Here is a 14,243-nt window from a genome sequence, read left to right as displayed (position 1 = left end):
CATGCCCGACCGGAACGGGGGGTAAGCGTGACCTTCCCTACAGGGCCGGTGCACAGGGGGCGCACCGAGTCATGCCGTCCATCAGCTGGACATATGCATGCGCCCGTTGAATATGACGGGATGTCGGGCCCGGCGTTCGCTGAGCGAGGCGGTGCATCCGCATAGTGCACTTGACCTGCTCAAGTCAAGATCTGTCTTTTCCGCGCAACCTCTAGTCCAATGTCGTCACTTGAACACGCGTTGATCACGCGCGCGGGCGCCCCTCCATGACCAGGACCCCTTCCTTCCGTGCGCGCGGACGCGGGGGAGGATCTCAAGTGACCAGCAGACCCTGGACGTTCAGAGCCGCGGCGACCGCCGTTGCGCTCGCTGCGGCCACCGCGACGTTCTCGACGTTCGCCGTGGCCCAGGCCGACTCGGCCGGTGCCCCCAAGGCACCCGCCGCCGACCGCCGGGACCCGGCGGCTCCCAAGGTTCTCGAGCAGGAGCACGACCTCGAGGGCCCGTTCAGCAAGACCCAGGCCGCTCAGCGCGAAGAAGCCCTGAAGCAGGTCATTTCCGGCAAGGCGGAAATCCAGAACCGCGGCGGCTCGCAGGTCGTCGAACTGGAGAGCCGTCGCGGCGACAAGTACGTCGAGCTCGGCCGGGAGAAGACCGACAAGATCTTCACCATCCTGGTGGAGTTCGGCGACCAGGTCGACAGCCGCTACGGCGGCACGCCCGGCCCGCTGCACAACAAGATCGAGCAGCCCAACCGCGCCGAGGACAACAGCACGGCCTGGCAGGCGGACTACAGCCGCGAGCACTTCCAGGACCTGTACTTCGGCCACGGCACCGCCTCGATGAAGACCTACTACGAGAAGCAGTCCTCGGGCCGCTACTCGGTCGAGGGCGAGGTGCAGGACTGGGTCAAGGTCCCGTACAACGAGGCCCGTTACGGCTCCAACGCCTGCGACCCGGACAACTGTGCCTGGTTCGCCGTCCAGGACGGCGTCAACGCGTGGGTCGCCGGCCAGAAGGCCGCCGGCAAGACCGACGCCGAGATCAAGGCGAAGCTGGCCGGCTACGACCAGTGGGACCGCTACGACCACGACAACGACGGCAACTTCAACGAGGCCGACGGCTACATCGACCACTTCCAGATCGTCCACGCCGGTGAGGACGAGTCCGCGGGCGGCGGCGCCCAGGGCGAGGACGCGATCTGGGCCCACCGCTGGTACGCCTTCGGCACCGACGCCGGCGCCACCGGCCCCGAGGGCAACAAGCTCGGCGGCACGCAGATCGGCTCCACCGGCGTCTGGGTCGGCGACTACACCATCCAGCCGGAGAACGGCGGCCTCGGTGTCTTCGCCCACGAGTACGGCCACGACCTCGGTCTGCCGGACCACTACGACACCCAGGGCGGCGAGAACTCCACCGGGTTCTGGACCCTGATGTCCTCCGGTTCCTGGCTCGGCACGGGCAAGGACACCATCGGTGACATGCCCGGCGACATGACCGCCTGGGACAAGCTGCAGCTCGGCTGGCTCGACTTCGAGACCGCCACGGCCGGCAAGAACTCCCGCCACAAGCTGGGCGTCGCCGAGTACAACAACCGCAACGCCCAGGCGCTCGTGGTGAAGCTGCCCAAGAAGGCCGTCACCACCGAGATCGTGCCCCCGGCCGGCGGCGCCAAGCAGTGGTGGGGCGGTCGGGGCGACGACCTGCGCAACACCCTCACCCGCTCGGTCGACCTGACCGGCAAGACGTCGGCGGCGCTGAACCTCGACGGCTGGTACGAGATCGAGAAGGACTACGACTACCTCTACGCCGAGGTGTCCACCGACGGTGGCACCAACTGGACCGTCCTGGACGGCACGGTGGACGGCCAGCCGATCACCCGTGACGGCAGCGACAAGCCGGCCCTGACCGGCACGGTCGACGGCTGGAAGAAGCTGTCGTACTCCCTGGACGCCTACGCGGGCAAGAAGTTCGACCTGCGCTTCCGCTACCAGACGGACGGCGGCACCTCGCTGAAGGGCTTCACGGCCGACAACATCTCCGTCGTCGCCGACGGCACCGCGCTGTTCACGGACAACGCCGAGACCGACGACGCCGGTTGGGCGAAGAAGGGCTTCGACCGCGTCGGCGCCTCCTTCACCGCGCAGTACGACCAGTTCTACATCGCGGAGAACCGCCAGTACGTGTCGTACGACAAGACCCTCAAGGTCGGCCCGTACAACTTCGGCTTCGCCTCGAAGCCGTCCTGGGTGGAGCACTACCCGTACCAGAACGGTCTGCTGATCTGGAAGTGGGACACCTCGCAGACGGACAACAACACCAGCCAGCACCCCGGTGCCGGTCTGCTGCTGCCGGTCGACGCCCACCCGGCCCAGCTGAAGTGGTCCGACGGCACCCTGATGCGTGCCCGCATGCAGTCCTACGACTCGCCGTTCAGCCTCTACCCGACCGACAGCATCACGCTGCACAAGGCGGACAAGGTGACCACCGTCCCGTCGCTGAAGGGTGTGTCGATCTTCAACGACCACCTGCACAGCTACTACGACGTGAACAACCCGCGCGTGGGTGTCAAGATCACTGACACCAACACCAAGATCCGGATCCTCAAGGAGGCCACGAACGGCTCCTCGATCCTGCTCCAGGTGTCGCCCGCGGTGAAGTAAACCGCATCACTGCAGGTCACAGGCGTATCGGCGGTAACCCCTGGCGGGTTGCCGCCGATCGTGTTTAGGTGCGTGCTGTGGATTTCTTATTGACACCGGTGCGCACGGGGGTGTGACTGCATGGCCGCAGGAGGTTTCTGCAAGCTGCCGAACGGCAGCGTGGTGGTGGCGCTGAACCTGCCCAGCCCCGCCGCCGAGGGCTCCGCCGCGGTGCGGGTCCTCGTCCTCGCCCAGAACCGGGCGCGCGCCCTGACCAGGCTGCGCAATCTGGGCCTGAGGGCGGTCTACCTGCGCGGCAACGCGGCCCCGCCGAGCCCGGACGAGATCACGGCCGTCCTGCACCACCCGGACGGCCTCATATGGCGCACCGCCCCCGACAACGGTGTCACCGTCGTCGGCGAGCTCTGGCACCCCATCCGCAGCCTGCTCAGACGCCCGGCGGGGCCGCTCCAGCAGCCCGCCGGCGGCCCCATGGTCAGCTGACGACCGGCTTGCCCGTCAGTTCCACCCCGGCCGCGCGCAGCTCCTCCAGGGCGCGGCCGGTGCTCTCCTCGGCGACGCCGGCCGTCAGATCGAGCAGCACCTGGGTGCGGAAGCCCTCGCGGGCCGCGTCCAGGGCGGTGGCCCGTACGCAGTGGTCGGTGGCGATGCCGACGACGTCCACCTCGTCGATCTCCCGGGCTCTGAGCCAGTCGGCCAGCGAGGTGCCGTTCTCGTCGGTGCCCTCGAAGCCGCTGTAGGCCGCGGAGTACGCGCCTTTGTCGAACACGGCGTCGATGGCGCCCGAGGCGACGGCCGGCGCGAAGTTCGGGTGGAAGCCCACGCCCTCCGTGCCCGCCACACAGTGCGCGGGCCAGGAGTGCGCGTAGTCGGGGTTGTCGGCGAAATGGCCGCCGGGCGCGATGTGGTGGTCACGCGTGGCCACCACATGCCGGTACCCGGCCGGAGCCTGTCCGATCAGCTCGGTGATGGCCGCCGCCACATCGGCACCTCCGGCCACCGCGAGGCTCCCCCCTTCGCAGAAGTCGTTCTGCACATCGACGACGATCAAGGCGCGACGCATGGTGGATGTCCTTCGACGAACGGCCGGAAACAAGCAAGCCTAGTGATTCGAGGCGGTCAAGGGGAGAGGGCCTTCTTGGGGGCGCGGGGAACTGCGCGAGCGACCACGGCGAATCCGCAGCCTCACACGGTCTCAGCGCACGTACTCGGTTTGAAGCACGGGTTCCCCCCGAGACAGCTGCGTAGCCGACAACGGCAACCCGTCCCGAACTGCGACATGCCGCTCCCGCACCACGTCCAACGGCTCGCGAGCCACCACGGCGCCCCCCTTGATCAGCTCGACCAGGAGCTGCCGGTCCGCCAGCTCCGCCGGGACGGCCCCCGTTCCGACGACCTCCGCCTCGGCGACCCCCTCGGCGTCCACCCTGCGCGCGGCCCACTTGCGCCCGCCGATGGACGTCTTGCCGCCGGACGCCTTCTTGGCCACCGGCACCAGCGGCGCCTTCGGGTCCCCCGACTCCGCCCGCGCGACCAGCTTGTACACCATCGAGCAGGTCGGATGCCCGGACCCGGTCACCAGCTGCGTACCGACGCCGTACGCGTCCACCGGAGCCGCCGCCAGCGACGCGATCGCGTACTCGTCGAGGTCGGACGTCACGATGATCTTCGTGTTGGTCGCGCCCAGCTCGTCCAGCTGCTGGCGCACCCGGTGCGCGACCAGCAGCAGGTCACCGGAGTCGATGCGCACCGCGCCCAGCTCGGGCCCGGCGACCTCCACCGCGGTACGGACGGCCTCGGTGACGTCGTACGTGTCCACCAGCAGGGTCGTGCCGCGGCCCATGGAGTCCACCTGGGCCCGGAAGGCGTCGCGCTCGCGGTCGTGCAGCAGGGTGAAGGCGTGCGCGGAGGTGCCGACGGTCGGGATGCCGTAGCGGAAGCCCGCGGCGAGGTCGGAGGTGGAGGCGAAGCCGCCGACGTAGGCGGCGCGGGCGGCGGCGACGGCGGACAGCTCGTGGGTGCGGCGGGCGCCCATCTCGATCAGCGGGCGGTCGCCCGCGGCCGAGGACATCCGGGAGGCGGCCGCGGCGATCGCCGAGTCGTGGTTGAGGATCGACAGGATCACCGTCTCCAGGAGCACGCACTCGGCGAAGGAGCCCTCGACCCGCATGATCGGCGAGCCGGGGAAGTACACCTCGCCCTCCGCGTAGCCCCAGATGTCACCCGAGAAGCGGTAACCGGCCAGCCATTCCAGGGTCTCCTCGCCGACGATCCCGCGCTCGCGGAGAAACGCGAGGACGCCCGCGTCGAAGCGGAAGTTCTCGACGGCGTCCAGGACCCGCCCGGTCCCCGCCACGACGCCGTAGCGGCGGCCCTCGGGCAGCCTGCGCGTGAAGACCTCGAAGACCGACCTGCGGTCCGCCGTCCCGGCCCGCAGGGCGGCCTGGAGCATGGTCAGCTCGTACTGGTCCGTGAAGAGCGCCGTCGAGGGAACATCCACCGGCAGCCCAAGGTCCGCTGTGTTCATGCCGGGCATGCTACCCCCATTTCGTCAGTGTGACGATTTATCGCGGGCATGGCAGCATGGGACTGTGACGTCAGCCGCTCCCATCGAGATCGAACGCACCGAGTCGGCGGAGGAGGTCTCTGCCGTACCGGAGCCCGACGTCCCCTGGGTCACGATCGTCCACAACGACCCGGTCAACCTCATGAGCTATGTGACGTACGTCTTCCAGACGTACTTCGGCTACTCCAAGGACAAGGCCACCAAGCTCATGCTCGACGTCCACCACAAGGGCCGGGCGGTCGTCTCCAGCGGGAGCCGCGAGGAGATGGAGCGCGACGTGCAGGCCATGCACGGCTACGGACTGTGGGCCACCCTCCAGCAGGACCGGAAGTAGACGACCTCCCCGATGCCTGGCACCTTCGAACCGATCCCCGGCGGCGGCGCGGCCGTTGCCCTCGACGACGTCGAGATCTCCATCATCCGGTCGCTGGCCGTGCAGCTCCTGGAGCTGATCGGCCCCGGCCCCGCCGAGGACGACGACGCCGACCCGCTCGCCGAGCTGTTCGCCGAGGGGCCCAGCGAGCCCCCGTCCGACCCGGTGCTGCGCCGGCTGTTCCCGGACGCCTACAGCGACCCCGAGGCGCCGAGCGAGGACGAGGAGCAGCGGGCCCACTCCGCCGAGTTCCGCCGCTACACCGAGAACGACCTCCGGGCCGGCAAGCGGGAGAACGCCCTCGCGGTGATCCGCTCGCTGGACGCGCTGAACCTCGTCGGGGACGGCGGGGCCGTGCTGAAGCTGTCGCCGGAGGAGTCCCGGCAGTGGCTGGGCGCGCTCAACGACCTGCGCCTCGCGATCGGCTCCCGGCTGGACATCACCGACGAGGACGACACCGACCTGCTCTACCGGCTGCCCGACGAGGACCCGCGCAAGCCGATGGTGATGGCCTACCTCTGGCTGGGCGGGCTGCAGGAGACCCTCGTCTCCACCCTGATGCCCTGACCGTCCGGGTGTGACCTGCGTTGCGTTCGCTCAGCGGACGCTCAGATCCGGATAACGATCCCGTCAAAGGGACGGCCACTTACGCCCCGTTTATGTCCGATTGGTCCGCTTCTTCCTGTGCAATACGTCACAAGAGGGCCGGGCGATCAATGTTGCGGCCGTGATAAATCTTCACGACCGCCCGGCGAACACCACCCTTGTTCCGCCGGGTGCGCCACCGAGCCGGCGACCGCCGGCCAGGCATTGGGCAGGCCCGCACAGTCTGCTCAGCTCCATCAATCCGGGGGGATCGAGACCCGATCCGAGGCCGACGAGAGGCCTTTGATCGGCATGGAGAAAGGCGCACGACACATGACCTCTGAGAAGGTCACCGAGGTTCCTGAAGAGGGCTACGAGCGAGGGCTCGGCAGCCGTCAGGTCCAGATGATCGCGATCGGCGGCGCCATCGGCGTCGGCCTGTTCCTGATGGCCGGGTCGAACATCGCCAAGGCGGGCCCCAGCCTCATCCTGATGTACGCCGTGGCCGGCGTGATCATCTTCTTCATCATGCGCGCACTGGGCGAGCTGCTCCTGTACCGCCCGGTCTCGGGCTCCTTCGCGGAGTACTCCCGCGAGTTCCTCGGCCCGTTCTTCGGCTATTTCACCGGCTGGACGTACTGGCTGATGTGGGTCGTCACCGGCATGTCCGAGCTGACGGCCACCGCGCTCTACGTCCACTACTGGTTCCCGGAGATCCCGCAGTGGGTCACGGCGCTGGTCTTCCTGGTGATCCTCTTCGGGGTGAACCTGATCTCCGTCAAGCTCTTCGGCGAGCTGGAGTTCTGGTTCTCGATGGTCAAGGTCACGGCCCTGATCGGCATGATCGTGATCGGCCTCGGCGTGCTCACCTTCGGCTTCAGCTCGGCCGGTGACACCGCCGCCGTCTCGAACCTGTGGGAGTTCGACGGCTTCTTCCCCAAGGGCATCGGCTCGTCCCTGATGACCCTGCAGGGCGTCATGTTCGCCTACCTCGCGGTCGAGCTGGTCGGTGTCACGGCCGGCGAGTCGGAGAACCCGGAGAAGACCCTCCCCAAGGCGATCAACACCCTGCCCTGGCGCATCGCGCTGTTCTACGTCGGTGCCCTCACCGTCATCCTGTGCGTGGTGAAGTGGACCGAGTTCGCGCCGGGCGTCAGCCCGTTCGTCGAGGCCTTCGCGAAGATCGGCATCCCGGCGGGCGCCGGAATCGTCAATTTCATCGTCCTCACCGCGGCCCTGTCGTCCTGCAACTCCGGCATGTACTCCACGGGCCGCATGCTGCGGAACCTGGCCGCGAGCGGCGAGGCCCCCAGGGTCTTCGAGAAGCTGTCCTCCACGAAGACGCCCGCGCTCGGCATCTTCGTCTCGGTGCTCTTCATGAGCATCGGTGTGGTCCTGAACTACATCGTCCCGGAGAAGGCCTTCGGCTACGTCACCTCCGTCGCCACCGGCGCGGGCATCTGGACCTGGCTCATGATCCTCGTCAGCCACGTCCTGTACCGCCGCGCGGTCGACGCGGGCCGGCTGCCCGCCTCCTCCTTCCCGGCGCCGGGCGGCGCGAAGTGCTCCTACGTCGCCATCGCGTTCCTGCTCTTCGTCACGGGCCTCATCGCCTACGACAAGGACTCCCGGGTCAGCCTGTACGTCATGGCCGGCTGGGCCGTCGCGCTGATCATCGGCTGGTTCGTGCTGAAGGCGCGCAACCCGCAGGTCGCCGAGCGCCGCGAGCCGGAGCTCGAGAAGGTCGGCTGACCTTCCCAGACGTTCCTCCCAGGACGTCCGGCCGCCCGGGGACACTCGTGGAGTCCCCGGGCGGCTGCCGCTCAGGACGTCCGGCATATGGGCCGTTCCGTACCATCCCTCGGTACGGAACGGCCCTTCTGCTTATCCTTTCGGACATGCTGACCATCACCCAGGCCCTCGTCGACCAGATCGTCGCCCACGCGCGCAAGGACCACCCCGACGAGGCGTGCGGCGTCGTCGCGGGCCCGGCGGGCACCGGCCGCCCCGAGCGCTTCATCCCGATGCTGAACGCCGCGATGTCGCCCACGTTCTACGAGTTCGACTCGGGTGATCTCCTCAAGCTCTACCGCGAGATGGACGACCGCGACGAGGAGCCGGTGATCATCTACCACTCCCACACCGCGACCGAGGCATACCCCTCCCGTACGGACATCTCGTACGCCAACGAGCCCGGTGCGCACTACGTCCTGGTGTCCACGGCCGACACCGACGGCCTCGGCGACTTCCAGTTCCGCTCGTACCGGATCGTGGAGGGCGAGGTGACGGAAGAGGAGGTCAGGATCGTGGAGACCTACTGATTCCGTTATCCGGTCAGAAATCATCCAGCATGCGAGATCACACTCCGGGACCCGGGACGGGAATCGATACGATGAGCGCATGGTTCTGAACGACGTGAGCGACAAGACGCCGGGCATGCTGCTCGTGGCGCGGCTGCACGTCGACCTGTGCAGGCTCGCCAGCTCCATCTGTTGACGCTGCCCTGCCGCCGTACGGCCGTGGAGCCGCGGCGCTCACCGCACCACCCCGCATCATCCGCGCCGCCGCGCGCCCACCGACGTCATCCACTCCCGACAGGAGCCCACAGCCATGGCCATCGAGGTCCGCATCCCGACCATCCTCCGCCAGTACACCGACGGTCAGAAGGCGGTGGAGGGCAGCGGTGACACCCTCGCCGACCTGTTCACCGACCTCGAGACCCGGCACGCGGGCATCCACGCCCGCATCGTGGACGGCGAGCAGCTGCGCCGCTTCGTGAACGTCTACCTCAACGACGAGGACGTCCGCTTCCTCGACGGCATCAACACCAAGCTCACGGACGGCGACAGCGTCACGATCCTGCCGGCCGTGGCCGGCGGCATGGCCTGATCAGCGATGCGTTACGACTCTCCGCTGGCCGCGGTGGGCAACACCCCTCTGGTGCGCCTGCCGCGGCTGTCGCCGTCCGCCGACGTCCGCATCTGGGCCAAGCTGGAGGACCGCAACCCCACCGGCTCGGTCAAGGACCGCCCCGCCCTGCACATGATCGAGCAGGCGGAGAAGGACGGCCGTCTGACGCCCGGCTGCACCATCCTGGAGCCGACCTCCGGCAACACGGGCATCTCGCTCGCCATGGCGGCCAAGCTCAAGGGCTACCGCATGGTGTGCGTGATGCCCGAGAACACCTCCCAGGAGCGCCGGGACCTGCTCGGCATGTGGGGCGCGGAGATCATCTCCTCGCCGGCCGCGGGCGGCTCCAACACCGCCGTGCGCGTCGCCAAGGAACTCGCCGCCGAGCACCCCGACTGGGTGATGCTCTACCAGTACGGCAACCCGGACAACGCGGGCGCCCACTACGCCACGACCGGCCCGGAGATCCTCGCGGACCTCCCCTCGATCACCCACTTCGTGGCGGGCCTCGGCACGACCGGCACCCTGATGGGCGTAGGCCGGTTTCTCCGGGAGCACAAGCCGGACGTGAAGATCGTCGCCGCCGAGCCGCGCTACGACGACCTGGTCTACGGCCTGCGCAACCTCGACGAGGGCTTCGTCCCCGAGCTCTACGACGCCTCGGTCCTCACCACCCGCTTCTCCGTCGGCTCCGCCGACGCGGTGACCCGCACCCGCGAGCTGCTCCAGCAGGAGGGCATCTTCGCCGGCGTCTCCACGGGCGCCGCGCTGCACGCCGCGATCGGCGTCGGCCGCAAGGCCCTCGCCGCCGGCGAGCCGGCGGACATCGTGTTCGTCGTGGCCGACGGAGGCTGGAAGTACCTCTCGACGGGCGTCTACACGGCGGCGACGACGGAGGAAGCGATCGAGACGCTGCAGGGCCAACTCTGGGCGTGACGCCGACGCGAGGCAGGCCCTAGGGCCTGTCTTCCGGATCATGCCGGCGTCGCGGGGTCCGGCACGCACTCCCCCACTGCCTTAAGGGCGTGGGGGGACCCCCAGCGGCGTTGTCGTCGGTTGCCGACTCCCCCACTTTCGGCTTCGCTCGAGCGGGGGGGACCCCCATCGCGTCGACGCCCTCCTCCGCCTTGCAGCTGCACGCACCAGACCCCGCTCGACCCGGCCGAGAAGTGCAGTCCCTTTCAGCCGACCTGATCCGGAAGACAGGCCCTAGCTCGCAAGGTGACGGACCTGGTCCCAGAGAACCGGGTCCATCACCCCCACCCTCCGGCGGAACTCACACACCGGCACCTCACGCAGCTCGTCGGTCTCCAGAAAACTGGCCCGCCCCTGGGCATCACCGACAGCGCCCGGCGGCAGCGGCACGACCCCGGCCCGCTCGTCACGGAACCGGCTGCTGATCTTCGCCACGGTGGCCCGCCGCCCCCGCACCGCCAGCACCAGACACGGCCGGTCCTTCGCCCCCGGCCCGTCCTCGAAGGGCACGTTCGCCCACCAGATCTCGGCAGGCCGCGGCCGCTCCACGCCCACCGCCCGCCCGGCCCGGCCCCGCCACACCAGCGCGGCCGCGACACCGAGCAGCGCCACCACACCGAGCGCCAGCCACCAGGACGTGTCCATACCGACGAAGGTACCGGCGCACCCACCACCCCGCGCGCCCTCCGACACACGGCACACGCCCCGGGTCCAGCCGAACCGGTCTCTACGGCCTCGTGTCCGGCGAGGTGTCGTCCTCCGGTTCGAGGTCCCACACCGCCACGCTCACCTTGTGCGCCAGCTCTTCGATGTCCGAAGCGGCCCGGATGATCTGCGCGGTGTCGTCCGTGGCCGTCCACAGCAACACATCGGCGCCGAGTTCGTCGTCGCGCCAGGCGTAGCGGAGGGCGGCGAGCACCTCGGGAGCGTCACTCTGCCGCAGATAGCGGAATGCCCGCAGCCCTTCGCCGAGCAGCTCTGTGCGGAAGGACTCGACGACCGGCGGCTCCACGGCGTCCGGGTCCTCCGCTCCGACGAGGGCACGCAGCGTCTGCTCGCGGTCGCCTTGGGCCGGCTTGACCGTGGCGAAGAGCTGGAGAGGCATGCTCGTCGGTTCCCACATACGAAGCAAAACCCGCGTATCGAAGGGCTCGGGGGCGAAGGCCTCCGCGAAACGCCTCAGTGTGTCCGCGAGGAAGGGGATTCCCGACTCCCCTGGATCCAGGCCGTGCGCCCGCCAGAAAAGGCCGGCGCACGTACGTGTCCAGGCGTCGATGTCCTGCCACTCCTCGTCCCAGCGCGGAGGAAGCTCCAGCCAGCGGTTCGGGTCGTAGTCGATGTCGGGGCTGAACTCGTGCTCCAGCTCGACCGGGGAGTCGGTCATGTCCAGCTCCAGCGGAACGTCGTCATCAGGGCATCGAACCACTCGACCAAAGCGTCGGCGAGGTCATCCCGCGGGTCTCCAGCCCCGATGGTGGAGAAGGCAGCCACGAACCAGCGGCCCGGATCACCGGGCACGGAGACGAAGTAGTCGACCCGTCGGCTGGCCAGCTCCACTCCCTGCTCCGGGGCAGCGCTCATGACGCGTTCCCTCCGCACGGCGAGGGCGCCGTCCACCTCCCCGCTGCTCACCTCTGCGTCTGCAGCTTCGCCATCTGCCATCAGTTGCACCGCGACATCGGCCGGATCGGACAGGTCGCCGGCGGAGACGCCCGACACGACGGGGGCAGGTACCCGCGCTTGTGAAACGATGATCGACGCACCGAGATTCACCTCGCCCGCCAGCCGCATTGGCAGGTAGAGCTCCAGCGCCTCGGCCTTCCGCGCGTCGGCTACGGCGGCCCTCAGCCGACGTTCGAGTTCGAGCCGCAGCCGGGCAAGCTTGTCTCGTGGCACGTCAGCCGGAACGCGGGCGAAGGCCGAGGTCACGACGGAGCGTACGGCCTCCTCCGCGCTTCCCGGCCGCAGTGGGACTTGGACCCAGTCCGAAGGTAAGAGCAGCTGATAGCCGGCAGGGGGAGACGTCGGCTCAACCACGGGTGCCCACCTGCCTGTTCGTGTACCAGATGCCGACGAAGACGGCGATGCTGAAGGAGACCGCCGGCCACAGTTGCCAGCGACCGGCCAGTGCGCCAGGAAGCGCATAGACGAGGTACAGGCCACTCACCCATCGGAGTTCTCCGGACAACAGCGTGAACCGCTCACGGGTGTGAGCGTCCCAGAGCATGAAGAGCGTCAGCAACGGCGTGAATGCCGCGACATCCCACTCCCATGTGGGCAGCGGCAGGAGGCCCAGCGAGCCGCGCAGGCCGTCACTGACGAACAGCCGAAGCAGGGCGAGCACGCCCGCGATGAGGATCAGCCATCGCAGTTTCTCTCCCCGCCTGATGACCGCGCGTTCCGCCTCGGGCGGCTGCGGGTCCCCTGCCTGCCCTTGCTGCGAACCGGAGTGTCGCGCCCGCCTCCGGGCCTGCTTCACGTTCTCTGCGCGGGCCGCCTCTGGGCTCGACGGCTCCTGCTGCGGAGGACGGCGCCTCACCACTGTGATGTCCCGGGAAGCGGGGCTGTCAGGTCGCCCTTGGTCTCGCCGTACGTTCCTCCGATGAGGGGGTCCCAGTTGTCCGCGGTCTTGTCGCCGAGATCCAGTCCGGTTCCTACTCCCCATGAGGCACGCTGGATGCCGAGCTGCCGCTCGGCCTCGGCAGCGTTCTTCTGCAGCGCATGATTACCGGGGAAGGCATCTCGGGCTCTGCGGATGTCATCGATGCGCTGCTTCATCAGCTTGTCCCCCATGGCGCCGGCAGTGCCTGCCCTTGTCGCCTCGGGCAGGGGCGCGTCGCGTACTTCCCTCGCCGCAGCGCGTGCCTTGTTCCCGTCCGCGAGCCTGTGCAGCCGTCCTGCCTTGCCACCGACGGTTGCTCGGCGTGCGGCACTCGCGCGAGTGGCCGTTCGTTTGGCCTGCTGCTTCGCCAGCCCCTCGGCAATCGCCCGGGATTCCCGCTGGAGGCCCTTGACGGCTTTGGCCGCTCTCACGCCGTTGCGCGCCATCTTGAACGCGCCGATGTCCATGAGAACGTCCATCCAGGAGCCGTTTCCCGTCAAGGCCATGAGCAAGTGGACGCCGACGACGATTGCGGTGAGGACGACGACAATGCCGCCGACAGCAGGAAAGAACACCGCAACGACGGACAGTGCTGTCGCGAGCCAGCTCAGTCTGTCGGCCCACTCTCCCAGCCAGTCCGCGTCCGCCACCCAAGCTTTGAGGTTGTTCCACCAGCTGTCTTCCATGTCGTCGTCGATCGTCGACCGGATCTTGCCCGCGTAGTGGTCCGCGCGCTCGCTGTAGAAGGACACTGCGGAAGTCAGCTTGCGGCGGGCCGCCTCCAGATCCTCCTCCGCTCGCTCGACGGCCGGATCCTCGGACGCCGTGGTCTTGTCGGAGCCCTGTTTCGCGGTGTCCGGCTTATGGGCGTCGAGGATGCGTTGAGCGTCCTTGGCATCCTCCAGAGCCCGGTCGGCCTTCTTCTGGGCGGTCTCCATATCGTTCGCCCAGCCGTCGAGGTGCCCTTTCACCTTGCGGTACCGGTCCTGTGCAAGGTCCAGCCTGCGCTCGAGTCCGCGCGCCTTGTCGCCGAGTTCGTCCGCGTACTTGCCCTTCAGCCCGTCGCAGTCCGCGATCGCCTGCATAGCGGCGGCCTGGGTGCGCAGCTTCGCGGCCACATTCTTCATGTGCGTGACCTCGCGCCGGATCCCTTCCGGGTCTCCTGGAACGGGATCGGCCTCTGCGAGCGGCGCCCAGTCAGCCGGCCGTGCCATGAATGCTCCCCTTGAGAATTGCCATCGGTCCGTGTCCGTCCAAGGCGCTACTTCTTCCTGCCCTTGGTGGCGTTGGCCAAGTCGTCGTCGAGTCCCTTGAAGGCGTCGCTGGTCGTCTTGACCATGTTCCCGACCTCCTCGATCTCCTTGACCAGCCGCTTGCGGTTCTTGTCCCAGTTGTCGACGAATTCATCCATGGCGCTCTGGACGCCGCTGTCGCCGAGCAGGGACCTGATGTCCTGCTTCCACTGCTCCAGGCCCTGGAATTCACGGCGAATCTGCGCGAGTTGCTTGGCGCTGGTGGACAGAAGGTCGTAGTCGACCTGGAGATCCGATTTCCTCGACATATCCGTTC

General features: G+C 68.4%; 17 protein-coding genes. 9 read left to right on the top strand and 8 right to left on the bottom strand.

The window, feature by feature from the left end; translation table 11 throughout:
* The first annotated feature begins 317 nt into the window (after positions 1–317).
* Both ACIQ6Y_RS38065 and ACIQ6Y_RS38060 read left to right on the top strand, forming a co-directional pair.
* A complete protein-coding gene (locus ACIQ6Y_RS38065) occupies positions 318–2,663 on the top strand; it encodes an immune inhibitor A domain-containing protein (protein WP_404047098.1) in 2,346 nt (781 codons plus the stop codon).
* A 120-nt stretch (positions 2,664–2,783) separates the two neighbouring features.
* Positions 2,784–3,146, top strand: a complete 363-nt coding sequence (locus ACIQ6Y_RS38060) for a hypothetical protein (protein ID WP_404047096.1) — start codon at positions 2,784–2,786, stop codon at positions 3,144–3,146.
* Here the strand turns inward: ACIQ6Y_RS38060 and ACIQ6Y_RS38055 are convergent.
* Positions 3,139–3,726, bottom strand: coding sequence for an isochorismatase family protein (locus tag ACIQ6Y_RS38055; RefSeq protein WP_404047093.1), 588 nt, complete (start codon positions 3,724–3,726; stop codon positions 3,139–3,141). The two genes, ACIQ6Y_RS38060 and ACIQ6Y_RS38055, sit on opposite strands and share 8 nt — an antisense overlap.
* A gap of 132 nt (positions 3,727–3,858) precedes the next feature.
* A complete protein-coding gene (locus tag ACIQ6Y_RS38050) occupies positions 3,859–5,190 on the bottom strand; it encodes a nicotinate phosphoribosyltransferase (protein WP_404047090.1) in 1,332 nt (443 codons plus the stop codon).
* Positions 5,191–5,197: 7 nt separating this feature from the next.
* On the opposite strand from ACIQ6Y_RS38050, the gene clpS reads away from it, so the two are divergent.
* The 7 genes from clpS (at position 5,198) to ACIQ6Y_RS38015 (ending at position 10,033) form a co-directional block, all read left to right on the top strand.
* Complete coding sequence (clpS, locus tag ACIQ6Y_RS38045) at positions 5,198–5,563, top strand: ATP-dependent Clp protease adapter ClpS (RefSeq protein WP_404047366.1); 366 nt, start codon at positions 5,198–5,200, stop codon at positions 5,561–5,563.
* A 12-nt stretch (positions 5,564–5,575) separates the two neighbouring features.
* Positions 5,576–6,169, top strand: a complete 594-nt coding sequence (locus tag ACIQ6Y_RS38040) for a DUF2017 domain-containing protein (RefSeq protein ID WP_404047087.1) — start codon at positions 5,576–5,578, stop codon at positions 6,167–6,169.
* 351 nt (positions 6,170–6,520) lie between these two features.
* On the top strand, positions 6,521–7,939 hold the full coding sequence (locus ACIQ6Y_RS38035; protein WP_404047085.1) for an amino acid permease: 1,419 nt from the start codon (positions 6,521–6,523) through the stop codon (positions 7,937–7,939).
* Positions 7,940–8,085: 146 nt separating this feature from the next.
* Positions 8,086–8,508, top strand: coding sequence for a Mov34/MPN/PAD-1 family protein (locus ACIQ6Y_RS38030; protein WP_404047082.1), 423 nt, complete (start codon positions 8,086–8,088; stop codon positions 8,506–8,508).
* Positions 8,509–8,587: 79 nt separating this feature from the next.
* Positions 8,588–8,683: a putative leader peptide gene (locus ACIQ6Y_RS38025; RefSeq protein ID WP_343234080.1), complete on the top strand. Its 96-nt coding sequence runs from the start codon at positions 8,588–8,590 to the stop codon at positions 8,681–8,683.
* Between the two features lie 114 nt (positions 8,684–8,797).
* A complete protein-coding gene (locus ACIQ6Y_RS38020; protein WP_404047079.1) occupies positions 8,798–9,076 on the top strand; it encodes a MoaD/ThiS family protein in 279 nt (92 codons plus the stop codon).
* A gap of 6 nt (positions 9,077–9,082) precedes the next feature.
* Positions 9,083–10,033 carry a PLP-dependent cysteine synthase family protein gene (locus ACIQ6Y_RS38015; RefSeq protein WP_404047076.1) on the top strand — a complete coding sequence of 317 codons (951 nt, stop codon included), beginning with the start codon at positions 9,083–9,085 and terminating at the stop codon, positions 10,031–10,033.
* A gap of 273 nt (positions 10,034–10,306) precedes the next feature.
* Here the strand turns inward: ACIQ6Y_RS38015 and ACIQ6Y_RS38010 are convergent, their stop codons facing one another.
* From ACIQ6Y_RS38010 to ACIQ6Y_RS37985, 6 genes are all read right to left on the bottom strand, one after another.
* Positions 10,307–10,717 (bottom strand): type II toxin-antitoxin system PemK/MazF family toxin, encoded by a 411-nt coding sequence (locus ACIQ6Y_RS38010; RefSeq protein ID WP_404047073.1) that lies wholly within the window; start codon positions 10,715–10,717, stop codon positions 10,307–10,309.
* Between the two features lie 82 nt (positions 10,718–10,799).
* A complete protein-coding gene (locus ACIQ6Y_RS38005) occupies positions 10,800–11,456 on the bottom strand; it encodes a hypothetical protein (protein ID WP_404047070.1) in 657 nt (218 codons plus the stop codon).
* Positions 11,453–12,001 (bottom strand): hypothetical protein, encoded by a 549-nt coding sequence (locus ACIQ6Y_RS38000; protein ID WP_404047067.1) that lies wholly within the window; start codon positions 11,999–12,001, stop codon positions 11,453–11,455. Before ACIQ6Y_RS38000 ends, ACIQ6Y_RS38005 begins: the two co-directional genes overlap by 4 nt.
* 100 nt (positions 12,002–12,101) lie before the next feature.
* Positions 12,102–12,551 (bottom strand): hypothetical protein, encoded by a 450-nt coding sequence (locus ACIQ6Y_RS37995; protein ID WP_404047065.1) that lies wholly within the window; start codon positions 12,549–12,551, stop codon positions 12,102–12,104.
* Between the two features lie 56 nt (positions 12,552–12,607).
* Positions 12,608–13,888, bottom strand: a complete 1,281-nt coding sequence (locus tag ACIQ6Y_RS37990; RefSeq protein ID WP_404047062.1) for a putative T7SS-secreted protein — start codon at positions 13,886–13,888, stop codon at positions 12,608–12,610.
* Between the two features lie 47 nt (positions 13,889–13,935).
* Positions 13,936–14,235 carry a hypothetical protein gene (locus ACIQ6Y_RS37985; protein WP_404047060.1) on the bottom strand — a complete coding sequence of 100 codons (300 nt, stop codon included), beginning with the start codon at positions 14,233–14,235 and terminating at the stop codon, positions 13,936–13,938.
* Between the last annotated feature and the right edge of the window lie 8 nt (positions 14,236–14,243).

Source organism: Streptomyces sp. NPDC096205 (genome assembly GCF_044763135.1).
In the GTDB taxonomy this organism is placed as follows: domain Bacteria; phylum Actinomycetota; class Actinomycetes; order Streptomycetales; family Streptomycetaceae; genus Streptomyces.
Note: the sequence above shows the minus strand (reverse complement) of the source record. Positions and strands in the feature narration are given on the sequence as shown.

Bases quoted from the DNA above. Each gene is read 5' to 3' on its own strand.
- ACIQ6Y_RS38060 (WP_404047096.1), top strand. From the start codon at position 2,784: ATGGCCGCAGGAGGTTTCTGCAAGCTGCCGAACGGCAGCGTGGTGGTG.
- ACIQ6Y_RS38055 (WP_404047093.1), bottom strand. From the start codon at position 3,726: ATGCGTCGCGCCTTGATCGTCGTCGATGTGCAGAACGACTTCTGCGAA.
- ACIQ6Y_RS38050 (WP_404047090.1), bottom strand. From the start codon at position 5,190: ATGAACACAGCGGACCTTGGGCTGCCGGTGGATGTTCCCTCGACGGCG.
- clpS (WP_404047366.1), top strand. From the start codon at position 5,198: ATGCTACCCCCATTTCGTCAGTGTGACGATTTATCGCGGGCATGGCAG.
- ACIQ6Y_RS38040 (WP_404047087.1), top strand. From the start codon at position 5,576: ATGCCTGGCACCTTCGAACCGATCCCCGGCGGCGGCGCGGCCGTTGCC.
- ACIQ6Y_RS38035 (WP_404047085.1), top strand. From the start codon at position 6,521: ATGACCTCTGAGAAGGTCACCGAGGTTCCTGAAGAGGGCTACGAGCGA.
- ACIQ6Y_RS38030 (WP_404047082.1), top strand. From the start codon at position 8,086: ATGCTGACCATCACCCAGGCCCTCGTCGACCAGATCGTCGCCCACGCG.
- ACIQ6Y_RS38025 (WP_343234080.1), top strand. From the start codon at position 8,588: ATGGTTCTGAACGACGTGAGCGACAAGACGCCGGGCATGCTGCTCGTG.
- ACIQ6Y_RS38020 (WP_404047079.1), top strand. From the start codon at position 8,798: ATGGCCATCGAGGTCCGCATCCCGACCATCCTCCGCCAGTACACCGAC.
- ACIQ6Y_RS38015 (WP_404047076.1), top strand. From the start codon at position 9,083: ATGCGTTACGACTCTCCGCTGGCCGCGGTGGGCAACACCCCTCTGGTG.
- ACIQ6Y_RS38010 (WP_404047073.1), bottom strand. From the start codon at position 10,717: ATGGACACGTCCTGGTGGCTGGCGCTCGGTGTGGTGGCGCTGCTCGGT.
- ACIQ6Y_RS38005 (WP_404047070.1), bottom strand. From the start codon at position 11,456: ATGACCGACTCCCCGGTCGAGCTGGAGCACGAGTTCAGCCCCGACATC.
- ACIQ6Y_RS37990 (WP_404047062.1), bottom strand. From the start codon at position 13,888: ATGGCACGGCCGGCTGACTGGGCGCCGCTCGCAGAGGCCGATCCCGTT.
- ACIQ6Y_RS37985 (WP_404047060.1), bottom strand. From the start codon at position 14,235: ATGTCGAGGAAATCGGATCTCCAGGTCGACTACGACCTTCTGTCCACC.